Origin of the sequence: Roseicyclus mahoneyensis (assembly GCF_003148775.1) — a bacterium.
GTDB lineage: Bacteria > Pseudomonadota > Alphaproteobacteria > Rhodobacterales > Rhodobacteraceae > Roseicyclus > Roseicyclus mahoneyensis.
Map to the genome: position 1 here is coordinate 302,701 of NZ_QGGW01000003.1, position 25,704 is coordinate 328,404.

Here is a 25,704-nt window from a genome sequence, read left to right on the forward strand (position 1 = left end):
GACATCAAGATCGCATCGCAAACATCTGACAAAAAAGAAAACGGGCGCCCAAAGGCGCCCGTTTCCTGTATCAAGACCAGCTGTCAGCAGCTGTAGTACATCTTGTACTCGATCGGGTGGGGGGTGTGCTCGAAGGCGTAGACCTCGTCCCACTTGAGCGCCATGTAAGCCTCGATCTGGTCCTTGCTGAACACGTCGCCCTTGAGCAGGAAGTCGTGATCCTTCTCCAGCGTCTCCAGCGCCTCGCGCAAGCTGGCGCAGACGGTGGGGATGCCGGCCAGTTCCTCGGGCGGCAGATCGTAGAGATCCTTGTCCGACGGATCGCCGGGGTGGATCTTGTTCTGGATGCCGTCGAGGCCGGCCATCAGCAGCGCGGCAAAGGCGAGGTAGGGGTTCGCCGACGGGTCGGGGAAACGGGCCTCGACGCGCTTGGCCTTGGGGCTTTCCGTCCACGGAATGCGCACGCAGCCCGAGCGGTTGCGGGCCGAATACGCGCGCAGAACCGGGGCCTCGAAGCCGGGGATCAGGCGCTTGTAGCTGTTGGTCGACGGGTTGGTGAAGGCGTTCAGCGACTTGGCATGCTTGAGGATGCCGCCGATGAAATACAGCGCCTCGTCCGACAGGTCGGCGTATTTGTCGCCGGCAAAGAGCGGCTTGCCGTCTTTCCAGATCGACATGTTGACATGCATGCCGGTGCCGTTGTCGCCCGCCATGGGCTTGGGCATGAAGGTCACCGACTTGCCGTAGGCATGGGCCACGTTGTGGATGACATACTTGTATTTCTGCAGCTCGTCCGCCTGCTTGGTCAGCGTCGAGAAGATGAGGCCCAGTTCGTGCTGGTTCGACGCGACCTCGTGGTGGTGCTTGTCGACCTTCATGCCCATCCGCTTCATCGTGGACAGCATTTCGGACCGCAGGTCCTGGCCGGGGTCGATCGGGTTGACCGGGAAATAGCCGCCCTTGATGCCGGGGCGGTGGCCGGTGTTGCCCATCTCGTATTCGGTGTCGGTGTTCCACGCGCCGTCAACGGCGTCGACCTCGAAGGAGACCTTGTTCATCGTCACGGCATAGCGCACGTCGTCGAACACGAAGAATTCCGCCTCGGGGCCGCAGTAGAACGCGTCACCGATACCGGTCGACTTCAGATAGGCCTCGGCCAGCAGGGCGGTGCCGCGCGGGTCGCGGTTGTAGGGCTCGCCGGTGTCGGGCTCGACCACGTTGCAATGCACGCAGATCGTCTTTTCGGCGTAGAAGGGATCGACATAGGCGCTGTCGGTGTCGAGCATCAGCTTCATGTCGGAGGCTTCGATGCCTTTCCATCCGGCGATCGAGGAGCCGTCGAACATGAAGCCTTCCTCGATGAAATCCTCATCGACGAGATCGGCGATCACGGTGACGTGCTGCAGCTTGCCGCGCGGATCGGTGAAGCGGATGTCGACGTATTCCGCGCCTTCGTCCTTCATAAGTTTCAGGAATGATTCTTTGCTCATCGTGACCTTCCCTTGACGTAGTGGTCCAGTGTCGGGCCCGTGCCGGATGTGGCCGGGCCGATGTGTGTATGCGCCGTCGCGTCAGATCGCGTCGTCGCCGGTTTCCCCTGTGCGGATGCGGATCGCCTGGCTGATGTCGGAGACGAAGATCTTGCCGTCGCCGATTTTGTCGGTCTTTGCGGCATCGATGATCGCCTCGATCGCGGCATCTACCATGTCGTCGGTCAGCACCACCTCGATCTTCACTTTGGGCAGGAAATCCACAACATATTCAGCGCCACGATAGAGTTCCGTGTGACCTTTCTGGCGGCCAAAGCCCTTGACCTCGGTCACGCTGAGGCCCTGAATCCCGATCTCTTGCAGGGCTTCCTTCACCTCGTCGAGCTTGAAGGGTTTGATGATCGCCTCGATCTTTTTCATCGGTCTCGCGGCCTCCTCGCCAGTGCGTGCGGACCTCTGACAGCACTTTCGCGCCGGAGGGTCCATGCGCTAGCGTCGGGGGATCGGGGAAGTGGACCTGGATTCCCCCTTAGTGGTCAAAAAACAGGCGTGGCGCACATAAAGTGAGCGAATTGAAAACAATAGACTCCGGCAACCTTCTGACCGCGGCGCAGATGCGCGCGGTCGAGCAGGCCGATATCGCCACCGGGCGGGTCACGGGGCTGCAGCTGATGGAAGCTGCGGGGCGCGGCGTCGTCGAGGCGGTGTTCGGGGAGTGGCCGGAGTTGGCGGCCGCCCCACGTCACGCTGTGGTGCTGTGCGGGCCCGGCAACAATGGCGGCGACGGGTTCGTTGTGGCGCGGCTGTTGAAGGCGTGGGGCTGGGAGGTGGAGGTCTACCTTTACGGCAATGCCGAAAAAATGCCGCCGGACGCGCAGGTGAATTACAAGCGGTGGCGAGAGATGGGGGAGGTTGGGGAACTTGACCAGCACGCGATCACGACAACGATCCATTCACGAAGTATGGACCTGCTCGTCGATGCGATCTTCGGAACAGGCCTGAAGCGCGGCGTCGACCTGCCGCTTTCCAGCTTTGGCCCTAGCCAGACGCGCGACAGCGAGGGGATGGCCTGCCAGCGGTTTCGATGCGTTGCAATAGACGTGCCCTCCGGAATTTGCAGCGATTCCGGGCGGGAACTGGGTGGCGTTGCCGGTCAGTTCTGCGCCCAACTTACGGTCACGTTTCATCGAGAAAAGCTGGGCCATCGGCTTGGACGAGGGCCGAGGGCATGCGGAAAGATCGTCACGGTCGATATCGGCCTCGACTCCAGATCTTGCAGCGAACTCGAGAGTTCGGGCGCGGTCCGGAAAGTCGGCGCGCCGGATGTCGCGGTAAAGCGTATTGGTGCCCACAAATTCTCGCACGGTCACGCCCTGATCTTGTCCGGTCCCATGGGCCGGTCCGGTGCCGCGCGCCTTGCCGCAAGGGGCGCGTTGCGGGTGGGCGCGGGGCTGGTCACGGTGGGTGCCCCGGGTTCCGCGATGCCGGAATGCGCGGCGCAACTGACGGCGATCATGCTGCAGCCCGCGGAGGATGCCGGGGCGCTGGCGACGCTGCTGGAGGACGGGCGAATCAATGCGCTGTGTCTCGGCCCGGGGTTGGGGGTGGCGCGGGCACGGGCACTGGTGCCGGTGGCCCTGACGCCGGTGACGGACAGGGCGGTCGTGCTGGATGCGGACGCGTTGACGGCCTTTGCCGGCGAGCCTGCGGCCCTTTTCGCCATGCTGCATCCGCGATGCGTGCTGACGCCGCATGGAGGTGAGTTTGCGCGACTTTTCCCTGACATCGCCGAGAAACTGGATGCTCCGGCGCAGGCAGGCCCGGCCTTTTCAAAGGTTGATGCCACACGGGAAGCCGCCGCGCGCGCAGGCTGCGTGGTGCTGTTCAAGGGACCGGACACGGTCATGGCGGATGCCTCGGGCGCCTGTTCGGTCCATTCCGCCGCCTATGAGCGGGCGACGCCATGGCTGGCCACGGCGGGGTCGGGGGACGTTCTTGCGGGCATGATCGCGGGGCTGATGGCGCAGGGGCGGCCCGCCATGAAGGCGGCCGAGGCCGCCGCATGGCTGCATGTGGAGGCCGCGCGCGCCTTCGGTCCGGGGCTGATCGCAGAGGATCTGCCCGAGATGCTGCCGCGGGTGTTCCTTGACCTCGGGCTTTAGGCCGGGATGGTCAACCGGTCAGCCGAGGCCAGTTCGAGCCCGTCGGCATAGAACACCTCGGGCCGGCCAAAGCGGAGCGCATAAGCCATCACCTCCGCGGGCAGTTCCGACAAGCGGATATATTCGCCATCGACCAGCTGGCCCACCGCGATACAGACCTGCGCCTGTCCGTAAAGCGCCTTGGCGCGCCAGTCGCGGATCACGATGCGCTGTCCCGCAGGCAGCCACAGATCGCGTTCTGGCCGCCCGCCCAAAGCGTTTTGCGCGATGCTGACGATGGCTGTTCCTGCCGCCAGCGTGACGCGATCGATCGCCTCGATCCGTCGTGCGCCGTGACGCGTCACCAGCCGGTCGCCGGGGTAAAGGTGGTCGACGGGCAAGGCGCCGTCGAGCGTCAGCACGCAAGTGCCGGGCGCGATTGCCATGGGTGTGCCTGCGCCCATGTCATCCGCCCGCAGCTGTGCTGCGATGGAGATCATCTCTATCATGTCGAAACCTGCTCGGTCGCGGACGCTTTGTGCGCCCTTTTGTTTGTGAAACGACCGTAACGCGGCTGATTCGACCTGCACAGGAAAAATGTTATTTCGCGAATAAAGCACCCCTGAAGTGTTGCGACAAAACTTTCGGATCATGCCGGCAGCATCGTAGGCCAAGATTGACATCTGGTTAACGCCGGGTCGGTTTTCCGTCTCGCGCTTGGGGCGACCCTCTGCTAAAGCCCCGCGGTAATGCGGGTGTGGCGGAACTGGTAGACGCACCAGATTTAGGTTCTGGCGCCGCAAGGCGTGGGGGTTCGAGTCCCTTCACCCGCACCACATTTTCCTCAGCGTGTTTGCCATGAAATCAGGGGCACTTCGCCACCTGAATAGGCAAAAGTGTTCTCACGCCGTTTGGCACTTTCGTGTTCCGGTCTGGTGCCGTTGTACGCATGTCGGACCAACGGCGCCAAAGCTTCTTGTACTTTGACCTTCACAGCCCGCCTTGGACGCACTAGCCGTTGTGACCATGGGGGGATGTTCTGGTTTTGTCAGTGATAGCCCTCAAGAAACGCGAGCCGAACCACGTGAAAATCGACCACGACATCCTGAATTCGGCGGCGGCGTGGTGGGCAGGGGAGCGAATTAGCGAGCACCTGCAGGAAGAAGACCTTGCGCGGATCTGGTCCACTCCATGGCCGGAGCTGGTGCAGGAAGTGAAGAGAGCTGCATCCGACCCGGAGCTTGCGAAACCGAACGCGATGATCCCGACCTCGCATCTCGGTGCGATGCCGCCGGAGCGGGTGCTGGCCAAGAACCTTTTCATCCTGCCACTGGCACTGCATCTTTTCAGCACCGAGACGACTGAAGTCAGACTCAAGGTCAATGTTGTCGGTCTTGAAAGGCTGGATGAGGCTTTGACGTCGTGCGGGCGTGTCTGTCTGCTTGGCGGCCATGTCGGACCGGGGCTTGCAACATCGTATGTCCTCAACCTGTTGGGTTATGCGATTTCCCACCAATCGCGGCGAAACTTCTTCGAGGGGCTCAAGCTTCCTCGATATGAGACCATCGCGCATATTCCGACAGGAGGATTTCGTTTGGCATCGCTGGCGCGCGCGATGGCCGATCTTGAATCTGGCCGCGTTCTCTTCACCGCTGCAGATGGCGTGGCAGGCACATCAGGCAGGGCTTTCAACTTCCTCGGCAAGTCCCGGCAGTTCCAGTCCGGGTTCGGTTACACCATCACGCGCTGCAAGGCCGAGGCGATTCCCGTTTACGCGCGCCTCGATAGTGACGCAAACCTCACCATCGAGTTCGGGGATCCGCTGTGCCCAATCGCGGATGAGTGGCCAGATCAAGACCGTCAGGAAGGGATTGCCCACGGGTATGTCACCGCGCTCGAGAAATACTGGCTCTTGCATGAGAGAAACGTTCCGGATCGCCAACTCAGGCTCCAAGCTTCGCGCGCCGAGTGCGAACCGGGCGCTGCGGCACACTCATTTTGCGTGCGCGGATGACTCACGACGTGCCAGAAATCGAACGAATGAGCGCGCACCTTGCGCAGGTCCACGGTCTTGCGCCGGCGTGGGTCAGGGAGTTCTGGTCTTGGCCCTATCGTGATGTGATCGACTTCGTTCACAGGCTTGCGTCCTCAGCAGAGGAGCGGCAATCCCATGGATTTCCAAAGGAATACCTCACATCTTTGCCAGGCGTCGAGTTGAGCGACCGCACGAGCCCGAACGACCTCATCGTACAAAAGATCATGCGGGAAAGGCTGCTTGTTCTGCGTATGCTTTTCGAGTTTTGCTCTTCTCACCCAGAACGCATTTCGGAGGCGATCGAAATCAAGGGACTTGAGCATCTGGAGGCCGCGGCGGTATCCGGAAATCCGGTCATCCTCGCAACGACACATGTGGGCATTGGTCAAATTGGCCCGCACATCCTTGCGCAGTTCGGCTTTCCCATCACAGTGCTGGGCGGAGGGCTTCCCACGCGCCTTCTTGGCTTGCCGGGGCACGAAAAGCTGCAATTGCTCCGGCCGAAAGACCAAGGCCCGCTCGTGGTTGCCAAGGGAATGGAAGCGCTCAAGGCCGGTCGGTTCCTTGTGATGGCCGCCGATGGACGGCAGGGCCGGGCAGGGGATGCGCGGCGTTTCCTCGGGAAAATACGGATCTTCAAGAGTGGCTTGAATTACTGTGCGACAAGGGCCCAGGCACGGGTGATCCCTTGGCAAGCAACCGTGAACTCCGTCGGGAGCCCCACCTTGGAGGTCTTTCCCGAGATCGCCCCGATGGATGCCGGGTGTTCAGATGATGAGAGAGCCGAGGCAATCACGATGAAGTACAGGGATCTACTGGAGTGGACTTGGATCAATCACTTCGGCAACGTCAGCGACGGGGACGTGCAAGAGTATCTGGCGCTGCCTGACGCGCCGCCACAGGTCCGGTGATGGACTTCGCGTATTCCCCAACACAGCTCGAGCTGCGTATGAAGGCCGCCCGGGATGCTGGCTGCTTTCGCGTCGAAGCCGGAGCTTTCGCCAAATCGGCAGGCTGGCAGGCCGCCGCCAAGGAAGGGTGGATGGGGCTGTGCCTCTCTCGGCCTGCCGGGGCCGGGCTGAGTGCGCTGGATACCGTAACGGCCTTCGAGGCGCTGGGTGAAGCGGGCGCGTCCCGCGGCGCAGTTTTCGCCACCGGCGCGCATCTTTTCGGAGCCGCTACCGCGATGTCTCGGTTCGGGAGTGCCGACGAGGTTCAAGACCTGCTGGACAAGCTTGCAGCCGGGCAAGCGGTCGGGGCGCTCGCGTTGACCGAGCCGTCCGGCGGATCGACGCTGAGCGCTATGGAAACGGTGATCCGCGACCTTGGGCGCGGCGAACTGTCTCTCGCTGGTGCGAAAACCTACGTCACCAATGCCACACAGGCGGACGTGTTGCTGGTGCTTGCGCGTGAGGACGGGGCCCCGCCCCCCATGAACCTCACGGTGCTCTTGGTTCCGGCCGACACGTCCGGCGTTACCATCGAGCCGCTGGCAGGCGGCCGGGGTCTTGCCGGGGCCGATATGGGCCGCGTGCGGTTTGATGGATGCGTCCTTCCGGAGTGTGCGGTTCTAGGTCGGCGGCGGGCAGGGTTGGCGGTCTTCATGGCGATGATGCAGTGGGAGAGAAGCTGTATCCTTGCGGGGAACCTTGGCGCTCTTGAAAGGGATTTCCGCGCTGTCTGCGCGCATCTCGAGGCGCGCCGCGATGCCAATGGGTCCCTCACCGCGCATCAGGCCGTGTGTCATCCGCTCGCTGATGTTCAGGCGCGCATCGAAGCCGCTAGGCTTATTCTTTATCGCGGAGCGTGGTCACTTGATCAGGGAAAAGACGCGGCGCATTGGCCCTCGATTTCGAAACTGACGCTGGCCGAAACTCTCGTGGAATGCCATGTGATCCTTCGGCAGCTGATGGCGGGCGCGGGGTGGTCCAACCAAGCGGGGATTGCTGATGCTTTGGACGATGCGCTGGCCGTGGCTGCGGCGTCAGGGACATCTGAAATCCAGAGAACCCTGATCGCCACGCGTCTTCATCAAAGCGGGCAGCGATGATCGTCTCGTTTCTTGCCCAGTCCACCAATCCACACCGGCTTGCGCTCAGCGATGAAACAGAACGGCTTACATGGGCCGACATGCACGCCCGCATTGCAGCCTTTGCGGACCATTTCCGTGCATCAGGTGTCAAGGCAGGCGACCCGGTCCTCATCACTTTGCCGAAGGGCTGCGACGCGGTCTGTGCTCTTCTCGCGGCCTTGGCCATAGGCGCGATCGCTGTACCGCTGGACTACCGAACCCCCGACCGGCGCAAGGCCAGCGTGATCGAACGGATGGCGCCTCGCCTTGAAGTCACGCAGGCAATCGCAGACGCTGTGCGCGCGGGCGCACCTGACGCTGCATCCTTCCAGCCCACTGCGATAGAGCCTGGGCATCCGGCGCTCGTGCTCATGTCCTCTGGCACGACAGGGACGCCCAAGGCCATCACGATCAGCCACGGCAACCTGTCAGCCTTTGTGACTTGGGCCACCGAGGCCTTCTCGCTTGGCAGCAGTGATCACATACTCTCCGTCGCACCGCTTCATTTCGATCTCGCAACCTTCGATATCTTCGCGGGGCTCGGCGCGGGGGCCCATGTGCACCTGCTTTCCGAGATCGAGGCGAGCTTTCCCGCGAAGGTGGCTACAGTATCCCGCCGCGAGGGGGCGACACTGATTTACGCGGTTCCGACCGTCTATGCGATGATTGCGCGTCTGCACGAGACGGCAATGCCGGCGTTTCGCTGGGTTCTCTTCGCAGGTGAGGTGATGAGCGCGCCAACGTTGCAGGCGCTGCGACGCTTTGCACCAAACGCGCGTCTGGCCAATCTCTACGGCCCCTCAGAGACGAATGTGGTGACTTGGCATGAGGTCACCGAAGCGGACACTTCGCTGGTGCCCATAGGTCGGCCCTGTAGCGGTGCGCGTGTCTGGATTGCCGATGCCGAAGGGCACTCGGTTCCCGTTGGTGAAGAAGGCGAGATCTGCGTCGAAGGACCGTCGGTCTTCCTGGGCTACTGGGGTGATCAGGACCGGACGCTCGGGACCCGACTGGACGGCCGGGCGACGACCTACCGAACTGGGGACTACGGTTGGCAAGACGCCAGCGATATCCTCCACCTGTCGGGGAGGCGTGACCGACAGATCAAGGTCCGCGGTATCCTCGTCAGCCTCGACGAAATAGAGGCCGTCGCCTCGCAGTCACATCTGGTACAAGCCTGTGCAGTCGTTCAATACAGCTCCGGTCTGATTGACACGAATCTGCACTTGTTCATTGTGGTGGATGACCGAACCGTGGATGCCCGCAAGGAGGTAAGGGACTGGCTTTGCGGTCGCTTGCCACGGGTGTGTGTGCCGGGTCGCATTACTGTGGTTGAGGCGCTTCCCAGAACCTTGAACGGCAAAATTGACCGGCAAGCCCTCGACTCGAAATCGAAGGAGATACAGCGTGGACACTGGCTTTGACCAACCGGATCGCGTGCTCCATGGAATTTTGGGCTGGATCATGGACAAGACCGGAAGTTCGCCAGAGGATATCCAACCCGATACCGCGCTTTTGGACATTCAGCTTCTGGATTCGCTGCAACTCATGGACCTCGTCTTCTTCCTCGAGAAGACCCATGGGACGTCGATCCCCCTTGAGTGGTTAACGCCGGAAAACTTCGCCACACCAAGGGCTATTGGTGACATGATCAAGAAGGCATGCGCATGACGGCTGATTTTGATGCCTTCGACGTTGTTGTCGTCGGAGCGGGTCCAGCGGGAAGCACATTGGCTTGGCGGCTCGCCAACCGCGGGCTGCGCGTGGCCGTGGTCGAGCGCGAGCACTTTCCGCGCCACCGCGTGGGTGAGTCTCTCACCGGCACAGCGGGGCAGCTCTTGCGCGACATGGGGCTTGAAGACGAGATGACGGCCCACGGCTTTCCGGTAAAGCGCGGCGTCAGGGTATATGGGCCAAACCCGCGCGCCACCTTTGATGTACCCATCATCGATATTGCGGAGGATGGCAGCCACATTCCCAACCCGACATGGCAGGTCAGACGCCCCGAGTTCGACGCCATCTTGCTCAAGGCTGCCACGGACGCGGGCGCGGTGCACATTTGCGCCGACGCGCGCTCTGTCATCATGGATGATGCGCGCGTCACCGGTCTTGTGATCAGGACAGCCGACGGCGAAGACCGGAGCCTTCGATGCCGCTTCTTGGCCGATGCGTCAGGTTTTGGAACCTTCCTTTCCAAGGTGGGGGTTCTTGGTGTGCGGAACAAATGCGGCTTCGACAAACAGATTGCGTTTTATGCCCATGTCGACGGCGTCAGGCGGGACGAGGGCCCTACAAGCGGCAACACGCTTCTCTACTATACAAAACAGTATCATTGGTCCTGGCACATTCCAGTCAGTGACATGCGAACCAGCATCGGCATCGTCGTGCCGCAGGATACCTATCGTGCATCCGGACTTTCGCCGGAGGCATTCTACGATCATCAGCTTGCAACCCTGCACCCCGAACTTGCCGACCGTAGCGCGCGGGCGACGCGCGTGACAGAGGTCTGGACCCGTGCAAACTACTCCTACGAGATCGCCGATTTCGCGGGGCCGGGTTATGCAGCCATAGGGGATTCACACAGGTTCCTTGATCCCATCTTTTCCTTCGGCGTCTGGCTCGGATTGAAGGAGGCGGAACTGGTCGATGCTCTCATCGCGCAGACCCTCGATGACCTGGCGACCGAGGGCGCCGCGATCGAGGCCTTCGTGACGACATCGAACCGCGCGCAGGCGGTGGTTACAACCATCCTCGACACGTTCTGGACGGTGCCGCTCGCCTTCTTGAAGCTCGCGCACTTCACCCACAAGCGCGAGGTGGCAGAACTGCTTGCTGGTCGGATTTTCGATCCATCGGTCGATGACGTGGAGGCGCTTAGGTTGATGCGCCAGACACTGCAGAATTCGCGCGCCGAGGACAAAAACCATGTGGCCGCGTGAGACCAACGAGACCAAGATATCCATTTGGGACAGAAAATGGGGATGTGCGGATTTCGACCCCCACTGGCGCATCGAGGTGCTTCCCGATTGGTTCGTGCAAGAGGTGGCGCGACTGCAAATCCCGCACGGAGCCAGATGGCTTGATGTCGGCTGCGGCGATGGGGTCCTGACAATGGATCTTGCGGCCCGGTTTGGCCCCTGCTTGGGCGTCGACTATTCCGCCGCTGCGGTGGAAAAGGCGCGTGCGCGGGCTGTCGCATCCGGTCATCAGGTTGGATTTGCATGTGCCGATGCCACGCGTGACGATATTGCGGGAGCCCCGTTCAACGTGGCTCATGACCGGGGATGTCTGCACGGTTTGGGGCACGACGATGCCGCGCTCTACGCCGCCAACATCGCGCGGCACTTGGCCCCTGATGGTATGCTCCTTTTGTCCCATCGCGTGGATCCTCAAGACGCCGACCTCGTTGACAGGACTGAAAGCGCCTTGGCGGATCATTTCGAACTGAGATCTGCCAACGAGATGCGCTTCGCCGATGATGAAGATGCTCGGCAGGGCTGGTTCATGGTCTTCGACCGCAAGGTCTAGCTGGGTATCATGCCATGAACCCAAGAGAAATCATTCTCCATCTCGGTGCGAGCAAGACCGCGACAACATCGTTTCAGGGATATTGCTTGGAACATGAGGCCGCGCTCAACGCGCAAGGAATTGGGCGGGTCTCGGCTCTGCGGAACGGCTACAACGACAACTTTGCCGGATTCTACATGGGCATGCCTAAGCAATGGTCCAAGATAAGGATTTTGCCGGCTTTTCAGGGCCTTGATCCGGACCAGGCTCAATCGCGTCTGCGGGACATCTTTCTCGCGGAGGCAAGGGTTTTCGGACACGAAAAGATGTTGATCACGTTCGAAGGTCTTCTTCCCCGGCAAAAGCATGAAATCGACAGATTCATGGCGCTCTGTCACGAGGTGACGTCGAATGTCTGGGCTGTCGTGGCCATCCGGCGGCAAGATCGTTGGGCGTTGAGTTCCTACAACACACGATTGGTCGGTGAGGTCCCGATCTCGGAAAATCCGCTGGAGAGCACACGTCAGGGGCGGCTTGAGCATCCGGAACCGGCTGGCATGCATTATGCAACATGTCTTTCGCACTGGGCCAAGCATATCCCGCGCGAGAAGCTCGCGGTGCTCGCCTACGAGGATCACCCAAACATGCTTGCGGCCTATTTTGCAGCCATCGGATTTGTCGCCGATACCCGAATAGAGGACAGAAGAAATACCGGCATGTCCGCCTATGGGCAGCAGGTGCTGCGCTTGGCGGGAATGCGCGAGTTGGAGCGCGGGCGACCGCTTGGGGAGATCAAGCGATTGCAGCGTTTGCTCAAAGGCATTGTCCCGAGAGGTGAGGGGCGGCGCCCGAGTGCCGCTCAGGCCGCAGCCCATCTTGCGCATTTCGCGAAGGATCATGAACGGTTGAGGGGGGATTGGCTGCCGGAAACGTCCAAATTCTTCGAGGACGATGCACCCTATCCGGACGAAGCCACCGTCGTACAGATCGCAGACGACGAGCTCGAGGAGTGGATCGCGAAGGCGGAAAAATTCGGACCCGATCGCATTGACCGGGATGGCGGCATTGTCACTCCAGGAACAGCGGCGTGGCACAGGCTCGAGGCGATCAGCCGCGGCACCTTGAGTGCCATATCATGAACCTGCATCGCCGCAATGCTATTGCCTTCGAAAGCACCGCGCAGGGTTTTCTGATCATGGCTGTGCCGCGGTCAGGCACGACGTTGCTGGCGCGCGTCATGAACGCACATCCCGATATCGTTTGCGGGTCCGAACGTTTTCATGGCCATACCTTTTCGCCCGAGAGCCTGTCCGAGATCGGGTTTCGCACGCTTGACCTTGAGCGCAAGGACGCGCTCGCATCTGCGGCAAACCTCAGGGAAAAAGCGGATCGGCCGGGGGTCACCTTCGGCGAGAAGTTTCCTCGGGCCTATCTTCATATGCGCACGACGATGCCGCGTTTCGAGGAAAAGGGCGCGCGGCTCAAGATCATCGTCCCCATGCGAAACGCCGACGAGGTGGCGCAGTCCTGGTACCAAAGGGCGGTTAATCCAGAGGACAAGCACTGGCCAGCGGGCATGTACGGCGTCTTTCCGTATATCGAGCAACTTCTGCTCATGCGGTGTCTCGCCGACCTTCGCAGGCCAGCGGACGTGCTGCTCGTCTCGTACGAAAAGATGCTCGCCCGGGATACCGCACCAAAGATCTTCGACGCCATAGCGGAGCATATCGGCGTGGGCGACCCTTCCCCGTTTCTCGCCGCCCTTAGTGACAATGCGCGCGTCACCCAGAATTCCCGCGACAGGGACAGGTCGCAAGACCCCACGAAGTTCGAAGCGGGCTCCGCCTTGGTTCCGGCTTTCACGTCCGTCTTGGGTGAGGCTGGAACCGTCTCTCTTGCTGACGTACGGAACGCGCTCAGTGGGCTAATGGAAGATGCCTTGGCCAATGAAGCCCTGAGAAGGGCATTGCTCGGTGCGCTGGCTGATACCTCGGACCCCGATCAGATCTCGTATCGCGCTACGATCAAAGACATCTATGCGCGAGAACTTCCATCCCTTGACGGCGACTTTGCCCGCGAAGCGATCGCGGCAATGCAAGCCACGCATCAGGGATCTATCGCGCCAGCGGCCACGCTCGGCGCCAACCTGGTGATCCACTACGACGTGAGCGACGTGGTGCAATTCCTGTCGGTACATGGCTCTGTCACCGGAATCCAGCGTGTGCAACTCGACGCGGTTCTCGCCGCCGCCGAGCGTGGGACTTCCACCGATCAGGACAAGGCGGTCATCCTCGATGCGCAGCGCGGCTGGATTTCTCTCCCGCTCAAGGATTTCGCGCAGACCATGGTTTCGGGCGCGTCTTTGGAGGAAGCGGCGAAATCTTGCATGGAGCAATTGCCACGCCATGAACCCGCATGCTTTGGCTCCCGTGATGTGATTGTGTTTCTGGGGGCCACCTGGACGGCACCAGGTCTGACCACCTCCATGGGCGATTTGCGCCGGTCGGGCGCGCGCATCGTGACATACATCCACGACGTTCTGCCTCTCGAGATGCCCGAAAACTTCCCGAAGGGGCACGCGAAAGCCTTTGAGCAGTGGCTCAAGACAATCCTGACCAATTCCGCCGCGATCTTGTGTAATTCCGAGGAAACGAAGGCTGCGCTTCTTGCGCACGCCCGGGTACGGCTGCCGGTCGGTGTCGTGAACCTCGACATAATGCCGACATTTGTCAAAGAACATCTGGCGCGACCCGAACACGAGCGTAGAGCTCCACTCGATGCGCTGGAACTGGCGAGCGTTGACTATGTGCTAGCCGTGGGAACGCTAGAGCCGCGCAAGAACCACCTCACCTTGATCAACGCCTGGACGGCACTTCAGCGCAAGCTGGGAACGAGCTGCCCAAAGCTTGTGCTAGTCGGGAAGGACGGCTGGAAGACGGCGGGCATCCATGAGGCCCTCGAGTCGAGCTCGGATCATTGTGACATTCTTCTTCTTCAGCACACAGACAACGAGACCTTGGCTGCCCTTTACGAAAATGCGCTGATGACGGTGTCAATTAGCCGGGGCGAGGGCTGGAATTTGCCGGTGACCGAGTCCCTCGCATCCGGCGTGCCTGTCTTCGCAGGGCGGGCCTCTGCGGCAAAGGCGGCCCTGCAAGGTCTGGCATTCGAGACAGATGCCCTCTCAGAGCGAAACGTGCGCAGCCGTCTCCAAGAGGTGCTGTCGGATCGAGAAGGCCTTGCGCGGAAAAGGGCCCTCGTCCGACAGAAGGCACGTTTCAAGGAATGGGGCGACCTGATCATGGAAACGCGCCGGTTCATCGACAAGATGCTACCGGCCGGGCCCGTCTCGTACGGTGTACAGACACGCCATCCCTACAGATACGGACGCGATCAGGAAAGCGATCTTAAATCGAACCGCATCACAGGTCTTCAGATGCGTACGGGTCTTGGCTGGAACGCACCCGACAGTTGGGGCTGTTGGTCGAGTGCCAGCATCGCCGAAATTGATCTCTTTGATCTTCCCGTCGGGTCTTATACTGCCTATGCCGTCCTGACGACGACAGACAAACTTACTTCGTTGCCGCTCAAAGTCCGTGGGCCCGATGGCCCGACCTGGCAAGGTACTCTTCATGCAGGGCAAAGGAGTCTCGTGGCCGTCGATTTCGACTTGCCACCCAGCGTACAAGGAAAAGGGACCCTGACATTCACTTCGGGTGAGCCTTACGATTTCGCAAACGATGACAGCTTCGCCGAAATGCGAACACTGGGTTTCGCCCTCATTGAGCTTGTCCTTCTGGCGCGGGCAGATATGGCGGGCCGGGTAGAAACAATGGAGGTGATGTTGAGCACCTATATGGCCCATTGACGCGGTTGCAGCGTTTGACCTTTCCCGCACACCGTCGGCACAAGTAGGAAAACGGACTAGTGGCCGGCCGATCTCCTGCGTGACATTCCGCAAAAGCCGTTGCTCGGGCGCTGGCGAGCGAAGGACCCGAGCAAGCCTCACCCGCACCAAGTTTTGCGCGCTACCGCCCTGCCGGCTGCTTGAGCGCGGGCTTGTTGACCTGCCGACCTTCGGGATAGGTGAGTGCGGGGCCGCAGGAGCCCTCACGAGGGCGGCATGACCATCACGCTACTGGACGGCGGCATCGGGCAGGAAATGGTGACGCGGGCAGGTGACCGGCCGACGCCCCTTTGGTCGACCCGCGCGATGATGGACCACCCCAGCCTGTTGCAAGGCGTGCATGCGGATTACTTCGCCGCCGGGGCCGATATCGCGACGACCAACAGCTATGCCATCCACCGCGACCGCCTTGTCCATGAGGGGATCGAGGCCGAGCTCGTGGCCCTGATGAGCGCAGCGCTTGCCGAAGCGCAGGCCGCGCGCGCCGCCCATGGCGCGGGGCGCATCGCGGGCTCCATCGGGCCGCTCAAGGCCAGCTACCGGCCCGACCTGCATCCGCCCCATGCCGAGGCCGTGCCGCTTTACGCCGAGATCGCGCGCCTGCTTGCGCCCGGCGTGGATCTGATCATCGTCGAGACGGTCGCCTCGCTCGCCCATGCCCGCGCGGGGCTGGAGGGGGCTGCGGCGGCGGGCCGACCGGTCTGGCTCGCGGTGACGCTGGACGACGAGGACGGAACAAAACTGCGCTCGGGCGAGGCGCTGGCCGATCTGCTGCCCGTCGCCACCGACGGCGGCGCGACGGCAATTCTTGCCAATTGCTCCGCGCCCGAGGCGATGCCCGCGGGCCTTGATATCCTTGCCCGCGCGCGTCTGCCCTTCGGGGCTTATGCCAACGGGTTCCAGCGCATCACCAAGGCCTTCTTGCAGGATCGCCCGACCGTCGACGCGCTGTCGGCGCGGCGCGACCTTGGCCCGGTGGCCTATGCCGAGCACGTCATGGGCTGGATCGCGCAGGGCGCCACCATCGTCGGCGGCTGCTGCGAGACGGGGCCCGCCCATATCGCCGAGATCGCCCGCCGCCTGCGCGAGGCCGGGCTGCACGATTGAAGATTTCGATTGATTGATCGCCGTTTGATCGCATGATCGGGCGCATGATCAACAAGCTCGAAATGTTCATCGCTGTCGCCAAGGAAGGCCATTTCGGCCGCGCCGCCGAAACGCTTGGCATCACGCAACCGACGCTGTCGACCGGCATCAAGCAGCTGGAGGAGATGCTGGGCGTGCAGCTGATCTTTCGCGGCTCGCGCTATGGGGGTCTGACACCCGAGGGCGCGCGCGCGCTGGTCTGGGCGCGCAAGCTCGTCAGCGACAGCCGCACCTTCCGCGAGGAGATGCGCGTCAGCCGGCACGGGCTGTCGGGGCACTTGCGGCTGGCTGTCATCCCCACCGCGCTGACCTGGGCTGCGCGTCTGTCGGCGCGGTTTTCCGAGCGGCACCCCAAGGCGCGCTTCACGATTCTGTCGCGCACCTCGGTCGAGATCCTGAAGATGCTGGAGAACCTCGAGATCGACGCGGGGCTGTCCTACCTTGACAACGAGCCTTTGGGGCGCGTGACGACCATGCCCATCTACACGGAACGCTACATGCTGGTGTGCCATGCCGACAACCCGCTGGCCCTGCAGGCCGCGGTGACATGGGCCGATCTTGCGGGTGAAAACCTGTGCCTGCTGACCCCCGACATGCAGAACCGTCGCATCATCAACCAATGCTTCATGGAGGCCGATGTGACGCCGGACGCGTTGGTCGAGGCCAATTCCACCGTCGTGCTGGCCGCCCATGTGGAGCAGGGCGGCTGGGTCACGGTGCTGCCGTCCGACATGGCGCGGTTTCTTGCCACGGGCAAGCGGCTGGCCATCGTGCCGATCACGGGCGGGCATGTTGAGCATGTCGTGGGCCTCGTCGCGCCCTACCGCGAGCCGCACACGCCGGTTCTGGGCGCGCTTCTGGCCGAGGCGGCGGCGCTTTCGGCGGTCTGATTGGGGCATCGCGTCGCTGCTGGTGTCTGAGGCGTCGCATGTACTTCATTCGATTTCCCTATCGAACAACGGAATTGCGATATTGATTGTCGAATGAAACCTGGCACTCTGGCCGCAGTCGACCGGAGCTTGCCATGCCATCCACAGCCGCCCCGCACGGGACCCCAGAGGACCCGGTCATCGCGCGTATCATCGCCGACCATCTTGGCGTGGAGGGACCACTGCTGCCGATCTTGCATGCGGTTCAGGCGGCCCTTGGGCATATTCCGGCTGCGGCCCATGGGCCCATCGCCGAGGCGCTGAACATCACCCGCGCGGAACTGCATGGCGTCATCAGTTTCTATCATGATTTCCGGGACAGGCCCGCGGGGCGTCATGTCGTCAGGATCTGCCGGTCCGAGGCCTGTCAGGCGGTCGGGGGTGTGGCCTTGTCGCAAGCCGTGCTGGACAAGCTGGGCCTCGATTGGCACGGCACGACGCCCGACGGCCGCGTGACGGTGGAGCCGGTCTATTGCCTTGGCCTGTGCGCCTGCGGGCCGGCGGCCATGGTCGATGGCGCGCTCAAGGGACGGGCGACGCCCGAGGATGTCTTGGCGGGGTTGGAGGCATGAAGGTCTATGTGCCGCGCGACGCAGCCGCCCGCGCGCTGGGCTCCGATGCGGTCGCTGCCGCCTTTGTCGCGGCTGGGCATCGCGTGATCCGGAACGGCTCGCGCGGGATGGTCTGGCTGGAGCCGTTGGTCGAGATCGAGGAGGATGGGCTGCGCCGCGCCTATGGGGCGGTGACGCCTGCGGATGTGCCGGGCATCTTGTCGGGCGCGGTGGAAAGCCTTGGGCCGGTCGAGGATATCCCCTTTTTCGCCCGCCAGACGCGACTAACCTTTGCGCGGTGCGGGCTGATCGACCCGCTGGACCTGTCCGATTACGAGGCCCATGGCGGCCTTGCGGGCCTGCGCCGGGCGCTGGCGCTTGGCCCCGAGGGGATCGTGGCCGAGGTGAAGGCCAGTGGGTTGCGCGGGCGGGGTGGCGCAGGTTTTCCGACCGGCGTGAAATGGGACACGGTGGCGCGCGCGCAGGCGGACCGGAAATACATCGTCTGCAACGCCGACGAGGGCGACAGCGGCACCTTTGCCGACCGGATGATCATGGAAGGCGACCCGTTTTCCGTGATCGAAGGGATGGTGATCGCTGGGATCGCGGTGGGGGCGACCAAGGGCTTTGTCTACATCCGCTCGGAATATCCCGACGCGATCGACGTAATGACGCATGCGGTTGAAATATCGCGCAAGAACAAATTACTGGGCCGCATTCTTCAGTCATCGCATGAGTTCGATATCGAGCTCCGCGTGGGCGCGGGCGCCTATGTCTGCGGCGAGGAGACGTCGCTTTTGAATTCGCTCGAGGGCAAGCGGGGCGTGGTGCGCGCCAAGCCGCCCCTGCCGGCGCTCGAAGGATTCATGGGGCGGCCCACGGTGGTGAACAATGTGCTGAGCCTCGCCACCGTGCCGGTGATCTTCGAGAGGGGCGCGGCCCATTATGCGGGCTTCGGCCTTGGTCGGTCGCGCGGCACGATGCCTGTTCAGATCGCGGGCAACGTGGCGCGCGGCGGACTGTTCGAGACGGCGTTCGGCATGCCGCTGGGCGATCTGGTCCATGACATCGCAGGCGGCACGGCCAGCGGCCGTCCCGTGAAGGCGGTGCAGGTCGGCGGGCCTTTGGGCGCCTATTTCGCGCCCGCGAAATTCGACACGCCCTTTGGCTACGAGGAATTCGACGGGCAGGGCGGCTTGATCGGGCACGCGGGTGTGGTGGTGTTCGACGACAGCGCCGACATGCGGGCCATGGCCCGGTTTGCGATGGAGTTCTGCGCCATCGAAAGCTGCGGGAAATGCACGCCGTGCCGGATCGGAGCGGTGCGGGGCGTGGAGACTATCGACCGGATCGCGGCTGGCGACGCAGGCGCCGTGCCGCTGCTGGTCGATCTGTGCGAGACGATGAAGCATGGCTCGCTCTGTGCGCTGGGGGGCTTCACACCCTATCCGGTGATGAGCGCACTGGAACAGTTCCCCGAGGAGTTCGGCGGCTTGCGGGAGGCGGCGGCGTGAGCGGCGGGCGGACAGGGGTTTCGTCGCCTTCGGCGCCGACCCGTGCGAGGGGGCGCTGCCCCCTTGCGCTCCCCCGGGATATTTTTGAAACAGAGAAGCAGGGATCGGTCGGGCCATGAAGGATTTCATCATTCCCTGGGGCGACGACCGCGACATGGGCACGCCTGCACGGGACGGTGCGCCGGTCTCGCTCCGCATCGACGGCTTCGAGGTGACGGTGCCCGAGGGGACGAGCGTGATGCGGGCCGCCGCCATCGCGGGGATCGCGGTGCCGAAGCTGTGTGCGAGCGACAATCTGGAGGCCTTCGGGTCGTGCCGGCTCTGTGTGGTGGAGATCGAGGGGCGTCGCGGCACGCCGGCGTCGTGCACCACGCCGGTGGCGGCTGGCATGGTCGTCAGGACGCAATCGGAGCAGGTTCAACGCATCCGCAAGGGCGTCATGGAGCTTTACATCTCGGACCATCCGCTGGATTGCCTGACGTGCAGCGCCAATGGCGATTGCGAGTTGCAGGATATGGCAGGCGTCGTGGGGTTGCGCGACCAGCGCTATACAGCGCCTGAGGGGGGGATACGGACCCATTTCGCGGCGCGCGACACCAGTGGGCAGGCCAACCCCGAGTGGTTGCCCAAGGACGACAGCAACCCCTATTTCACCTATGATCCGGCCAAATGCATCGTCTGCAACCGCTGTGTGCGGGCCTGCGAGGAGGTGCAGGGCACCTTCGCGCTGACAATCGAAGGGCGCGGGTTCGAGAGCCGAGTGAGCGCGGGCGGTGTGGGGGATGATTTCCTCGCCTCCGATTGCGTCAGCTGCGGGGCCTGTGTCCAGGCCTGCCCGACGGCGACGCTGCAGGAGAAATCGGTGATCGCGCTGGGCACGCCCACGCGGTCGGTCATCACGACCTGCGCCTATTGCGGGGTGGGCTGTTCGTTCAAGGCGGAGCTGAACGGCGACCAGCTGGTGCGGATGACGCCCTACAAGCACGGCGCGGCCAATCGCGGGCATTCCTGCGTCAAGGGGCGCTTTGCCTATGGCTATGCGACGCATGCCGACCGCATCCTGAAGCCCATGATCCGCGAGCGGATCGAGGATCCCTGGCAGGAAGTGAGCTGGGATGAGGCGCTGGCCTTTGCCGCGGCAAGGATGCGCGGCATTCAGGCGAGGCATGGGCGCAAGTCGGTGGGCGTCATCACCTCGAGCCGCTGCACCAACGAGGAAACCTATCTGGTCCAGAAGCTGACGCGGGCGGTGTTTCTGAACAACAACACCGACACCTGCGCGCGGGTGTGCCATTCGCCGACGGGCTATGGGCTTGGCCAGACCTTCGGCACCAGCGCGGGCACACAGAATTTCGACTCCGTGGCGGCGGCCGATGTGGTCGTGGTGATCGGGGCGAACCCGACCGACGGGCACCCCGTCTTTGCCTCGCGGCTGAAAAAGCGGCTCAGGGCGGGGGCGAAGCTGATCGTGATCGACCCGCGGCGGATCGATCTGGTCAAGACGGCGCATGTGGAGGCGGCGCATCATCTGCCGCTGCGGCCGGGCACCAATGTCGCCGTGGTGACCGCCATGGCGCATGTCATCGTGACCGAGGGTCTGTTTGACGAGGGGTTCATCCGAGCCCGCTGCGACTGGGACGAGTTCGCGGAATATGCGGAGTTCGTCAGCGATCCGCGTCATTCGCCCGAGTTGACCGAGATGCTGACCGGCGTTCCGGCCGAGGAGTTGCGGGCGGCGGCGCGCCTCTACGCCACGGGCGGCAACGGAGCGATTTACTATGGGCTGGGCGTGACCGAGCACAGCCAGGGCTCCACCACCGTCATGGCGATTGCCAATCTTGCCATGCTGACGGGGAACATCGGGCGCGAAGGGGTGGGGGTGAACCCGCTGCGTGGCCAGAACAATGTGCAAGGGTCCTGCGATATGGGATCCTTCCCGCATGAATTGCCGGGCTACCGCCATGTGAAGAACCCGGAGGTGCGCGCGATCTTCGAGACCGCATGGGGTGTCGAGATCGACCCGGAGCCGGGGCTGCGCATTCCCAACATGCTCGATGCCGCCGTCTCGGGCCAGTTCAAGGGGCTCTACTGTCAGGGCGAGGATATCTTGCAATCCGATCCCGACACGCGGCATGTCTCGGCGGGGCTGGCGGCGATGGACTGTGTCATCGTCCATGATCTGTTCCTGAACGAGACGGCGAATTACGCGCATGTCTTCTTGCCCGGGTCGACATTTCTGGAAAAGGACGGGACCTTCACCAACGCCGAACGCCGCATCAACCGGGTGCGCAAGGTGATGGCGCCGCGCAACGGCTACGCGGATTGGGAGATCACGCAGCTGCTGGCCAATGCGATGCTGGAGGCCGAGGGGCGGCCCTTGTGGCGCTACACCCACGCCGCGCAGATCATGGAAGAGATCGCGGCCACGACCCCCGGCTTCGCCCATGTCGATTATGCACTGCTGGAGGAAAAGGGGTCGGTGCAATGGCCCTGCAATGACGCCGCGCCCGAGGGCACGCCGATCATGCATGTCGATGGCTTCGTGCGGGGCCGCGGGCGGTTCATCGTCACGGAATATGTCGCAACCGAGGAACGGACCGGGCCGCGGTTTCCGCTTTTGCTGACCACGGGGCGCATCTTGTCGCAATACAACGTGGGCGCGCAGACGCGGCGGACGGCGAATACCGTCTGGCATGCCGAGGATGTGCTGGAGATCCATCCCCATGATGCCGAGGTGCGCGGCGTGAAGGCGGGCGATTGGGTGAAGCTGGCAAGCCGGTCGGGCGAGACCAGCCTGCGGGCGCATCTGACCGACAGGGTCAGCCCCGGCGTGGTCTACACGACCTTTCATCATCCCACGACACAGGCCAACGTCATCACGACCGATCATTCCGACTGGGCCACGAATTGCCCTGAATACAAGGTGACGGCGGTGCAGGTCGGGCTGTCGAACGGGCCGACCGAGTGGCAGCGTGACTATGAGGCGCAGGCGGCGGCCGCGCGTCGCATCTTGCCGGCGGCCGAATGAGGGCGAGCCGGTCCATATCCGCCAGGGCGCTTGGCCCCGATGGCGCGCGCGCCATTGCCCGCTCGCTGCCCGAGGAAGTGCCGGTGGCCATCACCTGCAACGGCTCGACGCAGGCCGTGATGATGTGCACGCCGTCCGATCTTGAGGATTTTGCAACGGGTTTTGCCTTCACCGAAGGGTATGCGACCCCATCGCAGATCGAGGGGATCGAGATCATCGAGGTCGCGCAAGGGATCGAGGCGCGACTTTGGATCGAGGAGGAGGCAGCGGCGGCTTTGGGCGCGCGACGACGCGCGATGATGGGGCCGGTCGGCTGCGGGCTTTGCGGCATCGACAGCCTCGAGCAGGCGCTGCGCGATCTGCGGCCCGTGTCGGCCGACCTGTCGCTTGCCGCTGACGACGCGGCGGGCGCCGGCGAGGCGCTGCGCGCCCATCAGCCTTTGCATGACCTGACACAGGCGGTTCATGCGGCTGGCTTTTTCATGCCTGGTCAGGGTATCGTGCTGGCACGAGAGGATGTCGGGCGGCACAATGCGCTCGACAAGCTCATCGGGGCGGCGCTGCGGGCAGAGATCGACCCTGCCTGTGGCGCCGTCGTGATCACCAGCCGTGTATCGGTCGAGATGGTGCAAAAGACGGTGTTGGCGGGGTGCGCGATCCTGATCGCCGTCTCCGCCCCCACCGCGCAGGCGCTGCGCGTGGCAGATGCGGCCAGGCTGACGGTCGCGGCGCTGGCGCGTGGCGGCCGGATCGAGGTCTTCACCCACGCCCGCAGGATCAACGAGGGAGCCGTCGATGTCGTCGCCTGACAAGCTGATCCGCATGGCCAACCAGATCGCCATCTTCTTCCACAGCCAGCCCGGCCCAGATCAGGCCGAGCGGGTGGCCGCCCATCTCAAGGATTACTGGGGCCCCGAAATGCGGGCGGATCTCAAGGCCAAGGCCAAGACGCAAGAGGACGAACTGGACGTGCTGGTGCGACAGGCGCTGCCGCTGATCTGAGGCGCGCGGGCGGCTCTTGGCAAAGGGGTTGTGGGGGCGTGGCTTCCTCCGCTACCACTGGCGCAGGTCGTTCCACTATGCGGCCAAAGGTTTCACTATATGGAACATGCCATGTCCAACACCCGCGCGAACCGCCGTTATCGCAGCCAGGAATGGTTCGACAATCCCAACAACCCCGGGATGACGGCCCTCTATCTGGAACGCTACCAGAACCAGGCTTTCACCCAAGGGGAATTGCAGGCGGAAAAGCCGATCATCGGTATCGCGCAGACGGGCAGCGATCTGGTGCCGTGCAACAAGATCCATGTCTTCTTGATGGACCGCATCAAGGCGGGCATCCGTGATGCGGGCGGCATCCCGATGGAATTCCCGGTCCATCCGATTCAGGAAACCGGCAAGCGGCCCACGGCGGCGCTGGATCGCAACCTGCAATACCTGAGCCTTGTCGAGGTGCTGCATGGCTACCCGATCGACGGCGTGGTGCTGACCACCGGCTGCGACAAGACCACGCCGGCCATGCTGATGGGGGCGGCCACGGTCGACCTACCCGCCATCGCGCTGAACGGCGGGCCGATGCTGGATGGCTGGTGGCAGGGCAAGCGCGCCGGGTCGGGCACGATCATCTGGGAAAGCCGCCGGCTGATGGCCGAGGGCAAGATCGGCTACGAGGAATTCATGGCGCGCGCCTGCGCCTCCTCGCCGTCGCTGGGGCATTGCAACACGATGGGCACGGCCTCGACCATGAATGCGCTGGCCGAGGCCTTGGGCATGACCCTGCCCGGGGCCGCCGCCATCCCCGCGCCCTTCCGCGAGCGGATGGAGATGGCCTATCTCACGGGGCGACGGATCGTGGAGATGGTCGAGGCGGATCTGAAACCCTCCGACATCCTGACCCGCGCGGCGTTTCTGAACGCGATCAAGGTCAACACCGCCATCGGCGGATCGACCAACGCGCCGCCACATCTGGCCGCCATCGCGCGGCATGCCGGGGTGGACCTGGACGTGACGGATTGGCAGGTGCATGGGCTGGACCTGCCTTTGCTCGTGAACATGCAGCCAGCCGGTGAATATCTGGGCGAGAGCTTTTTCCGCGCAGGTGGCGTGCCGGCCGTGATGGGTGAATTGCTGGCGGCAGGGCATCTGGATGGCAGCGTGATGACGGCCAGCGGCAAGCCCTTGGCCGACGCGCTGGGGGCGGCGCGCAGCGTGGACCCCGATGTGATCCGCCCCGTCGAGCGCCCGATGCGCGAAAAGGCGGGCTTCGCGGTGCTGACGGGCAACCTGTTCGACAGCGCCTTGATGAAAACCAGTGTCATTTCAGCTGATTTCCGGGCGCGGTTCCTCAAGGATGGTGTCTTCGAAGGCCGCGCCGTGGTCTTTGAAGGGCCCGAGGATTACCACGACCGGATCAACGATCCCGCCCTTGGCATCGACGAGACGACGATCTTGTTCATCCGAGGTGTGGGCTGCGTCGGCTATCCGGGTTCCGCCGAGGTGGTGAACATGCAGCCGCCCGACCATCTGGTGCGCGCGGGCATCCGCCACCTGCCGACGGTCGGCGACGGGCGGCAATCGGGCACGTCGGAAAGCCCCTCGATCCTCAACGCCTCGCCCGAGGCGGTGGTGGGGGGCGGTCTTGCGCTGCTGCAGACGGGCGACCGTGTGCGGCTCGATCTGAACGCGGGCAGGCTCGATGCGGTGGTCTCGCCCGAGGATTGGCAGGCGCGGCGCGATGCGTGGCAACCGCCCCAGATCGTGCACCAGACGCCTTGGCAGGAGATCTACCGCACTCATGTGGGTCAACTGGCGCGAGGTGGCTGTCTGGAACTGGCGACGGCCTATCAGCGCATCGCCAAGGACCTGCCGCGGGACAATCATTGAGCGCGCGCTCCGCGGGATAATCCCTGAGCGCGCGTTCCGCACGACAATCACTGAACCAGCGGTCAAGCAGGCCTTTGGCGTCTGCGGCCAAGCCCCGAATTTGCGCGGAGGGCCTGTAAGCCGGATTCTGTCCAAGGGGTTGCCCCCTCTGGATGACCATTCCTCTGGACGCAGGGTTGCCTCTGCGCCTCAAGCTGCCAACCCGGATACCTGGGGCCGAAGCCAAGCCCCGGGGTTGCCCCCGCGGTATCCCTATTCGGCATTGCTCCCGGTGGGGCTTGCCGTGCCGCTCCTGTTGCCAGTCGCGCGGTGGGCTCTTACCCCACCGTTTCACCCTTACCGCGCCCCGAAGGCCGCGGCGGTCTGTTTTCTGTGGCGCTTTCCGTCGGATCGCTCCGCCCGGGCGTTACCCGGCACCGTGGCTTAGGGGAGTCCGGACTTTCCTCGAACGGTTGCCCGCCCGCGGTCATCCAGCCCTCCGCGCCCGTGCCTGCTACGCCTG

The 25,704-nt window shown here is 63.4% G+C and carries 21 protein-coding genes, 1 tRNA gene and 1 other RNA gene; 19 read left to right on the forward strand and 4 right to left on the reverse strand.

Translation table 11 applies throughout. The features are described from left to right. Positions 1-83 precede the first annotated feature (83 nt). Together glnA and C7455_RS08635 are read right to left on the reverse strand one after the other, a co-directional pair. Entirely contained in the window at positions 84-1,490 is a 1,407-nt protein-coding gene (gene glnA, locus C7455_RS08630) for a type I glutamate--ammonia ligase (RefSeq protein ID WP_109667370.1), read from the reverse strand. Between the two features lie 81 nt (positions 1,491-1,571). Further along, positions 1,572-1,910, reverse strand: coding sequence for a P-II family nitrogen regulator (locus C7455_RS08635; RefSeq protein ID WP_109667371.1), 339 nt, complete (start codon positions 1,908-1,910; stop codon positions 1,572-1,574). Between the two features lie 194 nt (positions 1,911-2,104). Here C7455_RS08635 and C7455_RS08640 point away from each other — a divergent pair, with 194 nt between their 5' ends. Continuing rightward, positions 2,105-3,652 (forward strand): NAD(P)H-hydrate dehydratase, encoded by a 1,548-nt coding sequence (locus tag C7455_RS08640; protein ID WP_109667566.1) that lies wholly within the window; start codon positions 2,105-2,107, stop codon positions 3,650-3,652. Here the strand turns inward: C7455_RS08640 and C7455_RS08645 are convergent. Beyond that, positions 3,649-4,140: a Hint domain-containing protein gene (locus C7455_RS08645; protein ID WP_245904267.1), complete on the reverse strand. Its 492-nt coding sequence runs from the start codon at positions 4,138-4,140 to the stop codon at positions 3,649-3,651. The genes C7455_RS08640 and C7455_RS08645 overlap by 4 nt on opposite strands. A gap of 242 nt (positions 4,141-4,382) precedes the next feature. On the opposite strand from C7455_RS08645, the gene C7455_RS08650 reads away from it, so the two are divergent. From C7455_RS08650 to C7455_RS08735, 18 genes are all read left to right on the forward strand, one after another. Then, a tRNA-Leu gene (locus tag C7455_RS08650) sits at positions 4,383-4,467 on the forward strand. 248 nt (positions 4,468-4,715) lie between these two features. Next, positions 4,716-5,645: a lysophospholipid acyltransferase family protein gene (locus C7455_RS08655; RefSeq protein ID WP_146199963.1), complete on the forward strand. Its 930-nt coding sequence runs from the start codon at positions 4,716-4,718 to the stop codon at positions 5,643-5,645. Next, a complete protein-coding gene (locus C7455_RS08660) occupies positions 5,642-6,577 on the forward strand; it encodes an LpxL/LpxP family acyltransferase (RefSeq protein ID WP_109667376.1) in 936 nt (311 codons plus the stop codon). Before C7455_RS08655 ends, C7455_RS08660 begins: the two co-directional genes overlap by 4 nt. A gap of 38 nt (positions 6,578-6,615) precedes the next feature. Next, a complete protein-coding gene (locus C7455_RS08665) occupies positions 6,616-7,716 on the forward strand; it encodes an acyl-CoA dehydrogenase family protein (protein ID WP_211315468.1) in 1,101 nt (366 codons plus the stop codon). Continuing rightward, the gene (locus tag C7455_RS08670) at positions 7,713-9,161 is read left to right on the forward strand and encodes an AMP-binding protein (RefSeq protein ID WP_109667379.1); all 1,449 of its coding nucleotides are present in this window, start codon (positions 7,713-7,715) and stop codon (positions 9,159-9,161) included. The genes C7455_RS08665 and C7455_RS08670 overlap by 4 nt, the downstream gene beginning before the upstream one ends. Continuing rightward, the gene (locus C7455_RS08675) at positions 9,145-9,408 is read left to right on the forward strand and encodes an acyl carrier protein (RefSeq protein WP_146199964.1); all 264 of its coding nucleotides are present in this window, start codon (positions 9,145-9,147) and stop codon (positions 9,406-9,408) included. The genes C7455_RS08670 and C7455_RS08675 overlap by 17 nt, the downstream gene beginning before the upstream one ends. Continuing rightward, a complete protein-coding gene (locus C7455_RS08680) occupies positions 9,405-10,676 on the forward strand; it encodes an NAD(P)/FAD-dependent oxidoreductase (protein WP_170119034.1) in 1,272 nt (423 codons plus the stop codon). The genes C7455_RS08675 and C7455_RS08680 overlap by 4 nt, the downstream gene beginning before the upstream one ends. Continuing rightward, entirely contained in the window at positions 10,663-11,265 is a 603-nt protein-coding gene (locus tag C7455_RS08685; protein ID WP_109667383.1) for a class I SAM-dependent methyltransferase, read from the forward strand. Before C7455_RS08680 ends, C7455_RS08685 begins: the two co-directional genes overlap by 14 nt. A gap of 86 nt (positions 11,266-11,351) precedes the next feature. Next, complete coding sequence (locus tag C7455_RS08690) at positions 11,352-12,383, forward strand: hypothetical protein (protein ID WP_146199965.1); 1,032 nt, start codon at positions 11,352-11,354, stop codon at positions 12,381-12,383. After that, positions 12,380-15,112: a glycosyltransferase gene (locus C7455_RS08695; protein ID WP_109667386.1), complete on the forward strand. Its 2,733-nt coding sequence runs from the start codon at positions 12,380-12,382 to the stop codon at positions 15,110-15,112. The genes C7455_RS08690 and C7455_RS08695 overlap by 4 nt, the downstream gene beginning before the upstream one ends. Before the next feature lie 255 nt (positions 15,113-15,367). After that, positions 15,368-16,258, forward strand: coding sequence for a homocysteine S-methyltransferase family protein (locus tag C7455_RS08700; protein WP_109667388.1), 891 nt, complete (start codon positions 15,368-15,370; stop codon positions 16,256-16,258). Positions 16,259-16,302: 44 nt separating this feature from the next. Next, positions 16,303-17,187, forward strand: coding sequence for a LysR family transcriptional regulator (locus tag C7455_RS08705; RefSeq protein ID WP_109667568.1), 885 nt, complete (start codon positions 16,303-16,305; stop codon positions 17,185-17,187). A gap of 134 nt (positions 17,188-17,321) precedes the next feature. Then, on the forward strand, positions 17,322-17,798 hold the full coding sequence (locus C7455_RS08710; protein WP_109667390.1) for a formate dehydrogenase subunit gamma: 477 nt from the start codon (positions 17,322-17,324) through the stop codon (positions 17,796-17,798). Beyond that, the gene (locus C7455_RS08715) at positions 17,795-19,291 is read left to right on the forward strand and encodes an NADH-ubiquinone oxidoreductase-F iron-sulfur binding region domain-containing protein (protein WP_109667391.1); all 1,497 of its coding nucleotides are present in this window, start codon (positions 17,795-17,797) and stop codon (positions 19,289-19,291) included. The genes C7455_RS08710 and C7455_RS08715 overlap by 4 nt, the downstream gene beginning before the upstream one ends. Positions 19,292-19,406: 115 nt before the next feature. Beyond that, the gene (fdhF, locus tag C7455_RS08720) at positions 19,407-22,319 is read left to right on the forward strand and encodes a formate dehydrogenase subunit alpha (protein WP_109667393.1); all 2,913 of its coding nucleotides are present in this window, start codon (positions 19,407-19,409) and stop codon (positions 22,317-22,319) included. After that, positions 22,316-23,128, forward strand: coding sequence for a formate dehydrogenase accessory sulfurtransferase FdhD (fdhD, locus tag C7455_RS08725; protein ID WP_109667395.1), 813 nt, complete (start codon positions 22,316-22,318; stop codon positions 23,126-23,128). Before fdhF ends, fdhD begins: the two co-directional genes overlap by 4 nt. Continuing rightward, on the forward strand, positions 23,115-23,321 hold the full coding sequence (locus C7455_RS08730) for a formate dehydrogenase subunit delta (protein ID WP_109667396.1): 207 nt from the start codon (positions 23,115-23,117) through the stop codon (positions 23,319-23,321). The genes fdhD and C7455_RS08730 overlap by 14 nt, the downstream gene beginning before the upstream one ends. Before the next feature lie 111 nt (positions 23,322-23,432). Continuing rightward, positions 23,433-25,202 (forward strand): IlvD/Edd family dehydratase, encoded by a 1,770-nt coding sequence (locus C7455_RS08735; protein ID WP_109667569.1) that lies wholly within the window; start codon positions 23,433-23,435, stop codon positions 25,200-25,202. Positions 25,203-25,302: 100 nt separating this feature from the next. Here C7455_RS08735 and rnpB read toward each other — a convergent pair. Continuing rightward, positions 25,303-25,684, reverse strand: an RNA gene (gene rnpB / locus C7455_RS08740) — RNase P RNA component class A. Positions 25,685-25,704: the final 20 nt, after the last annotated feature.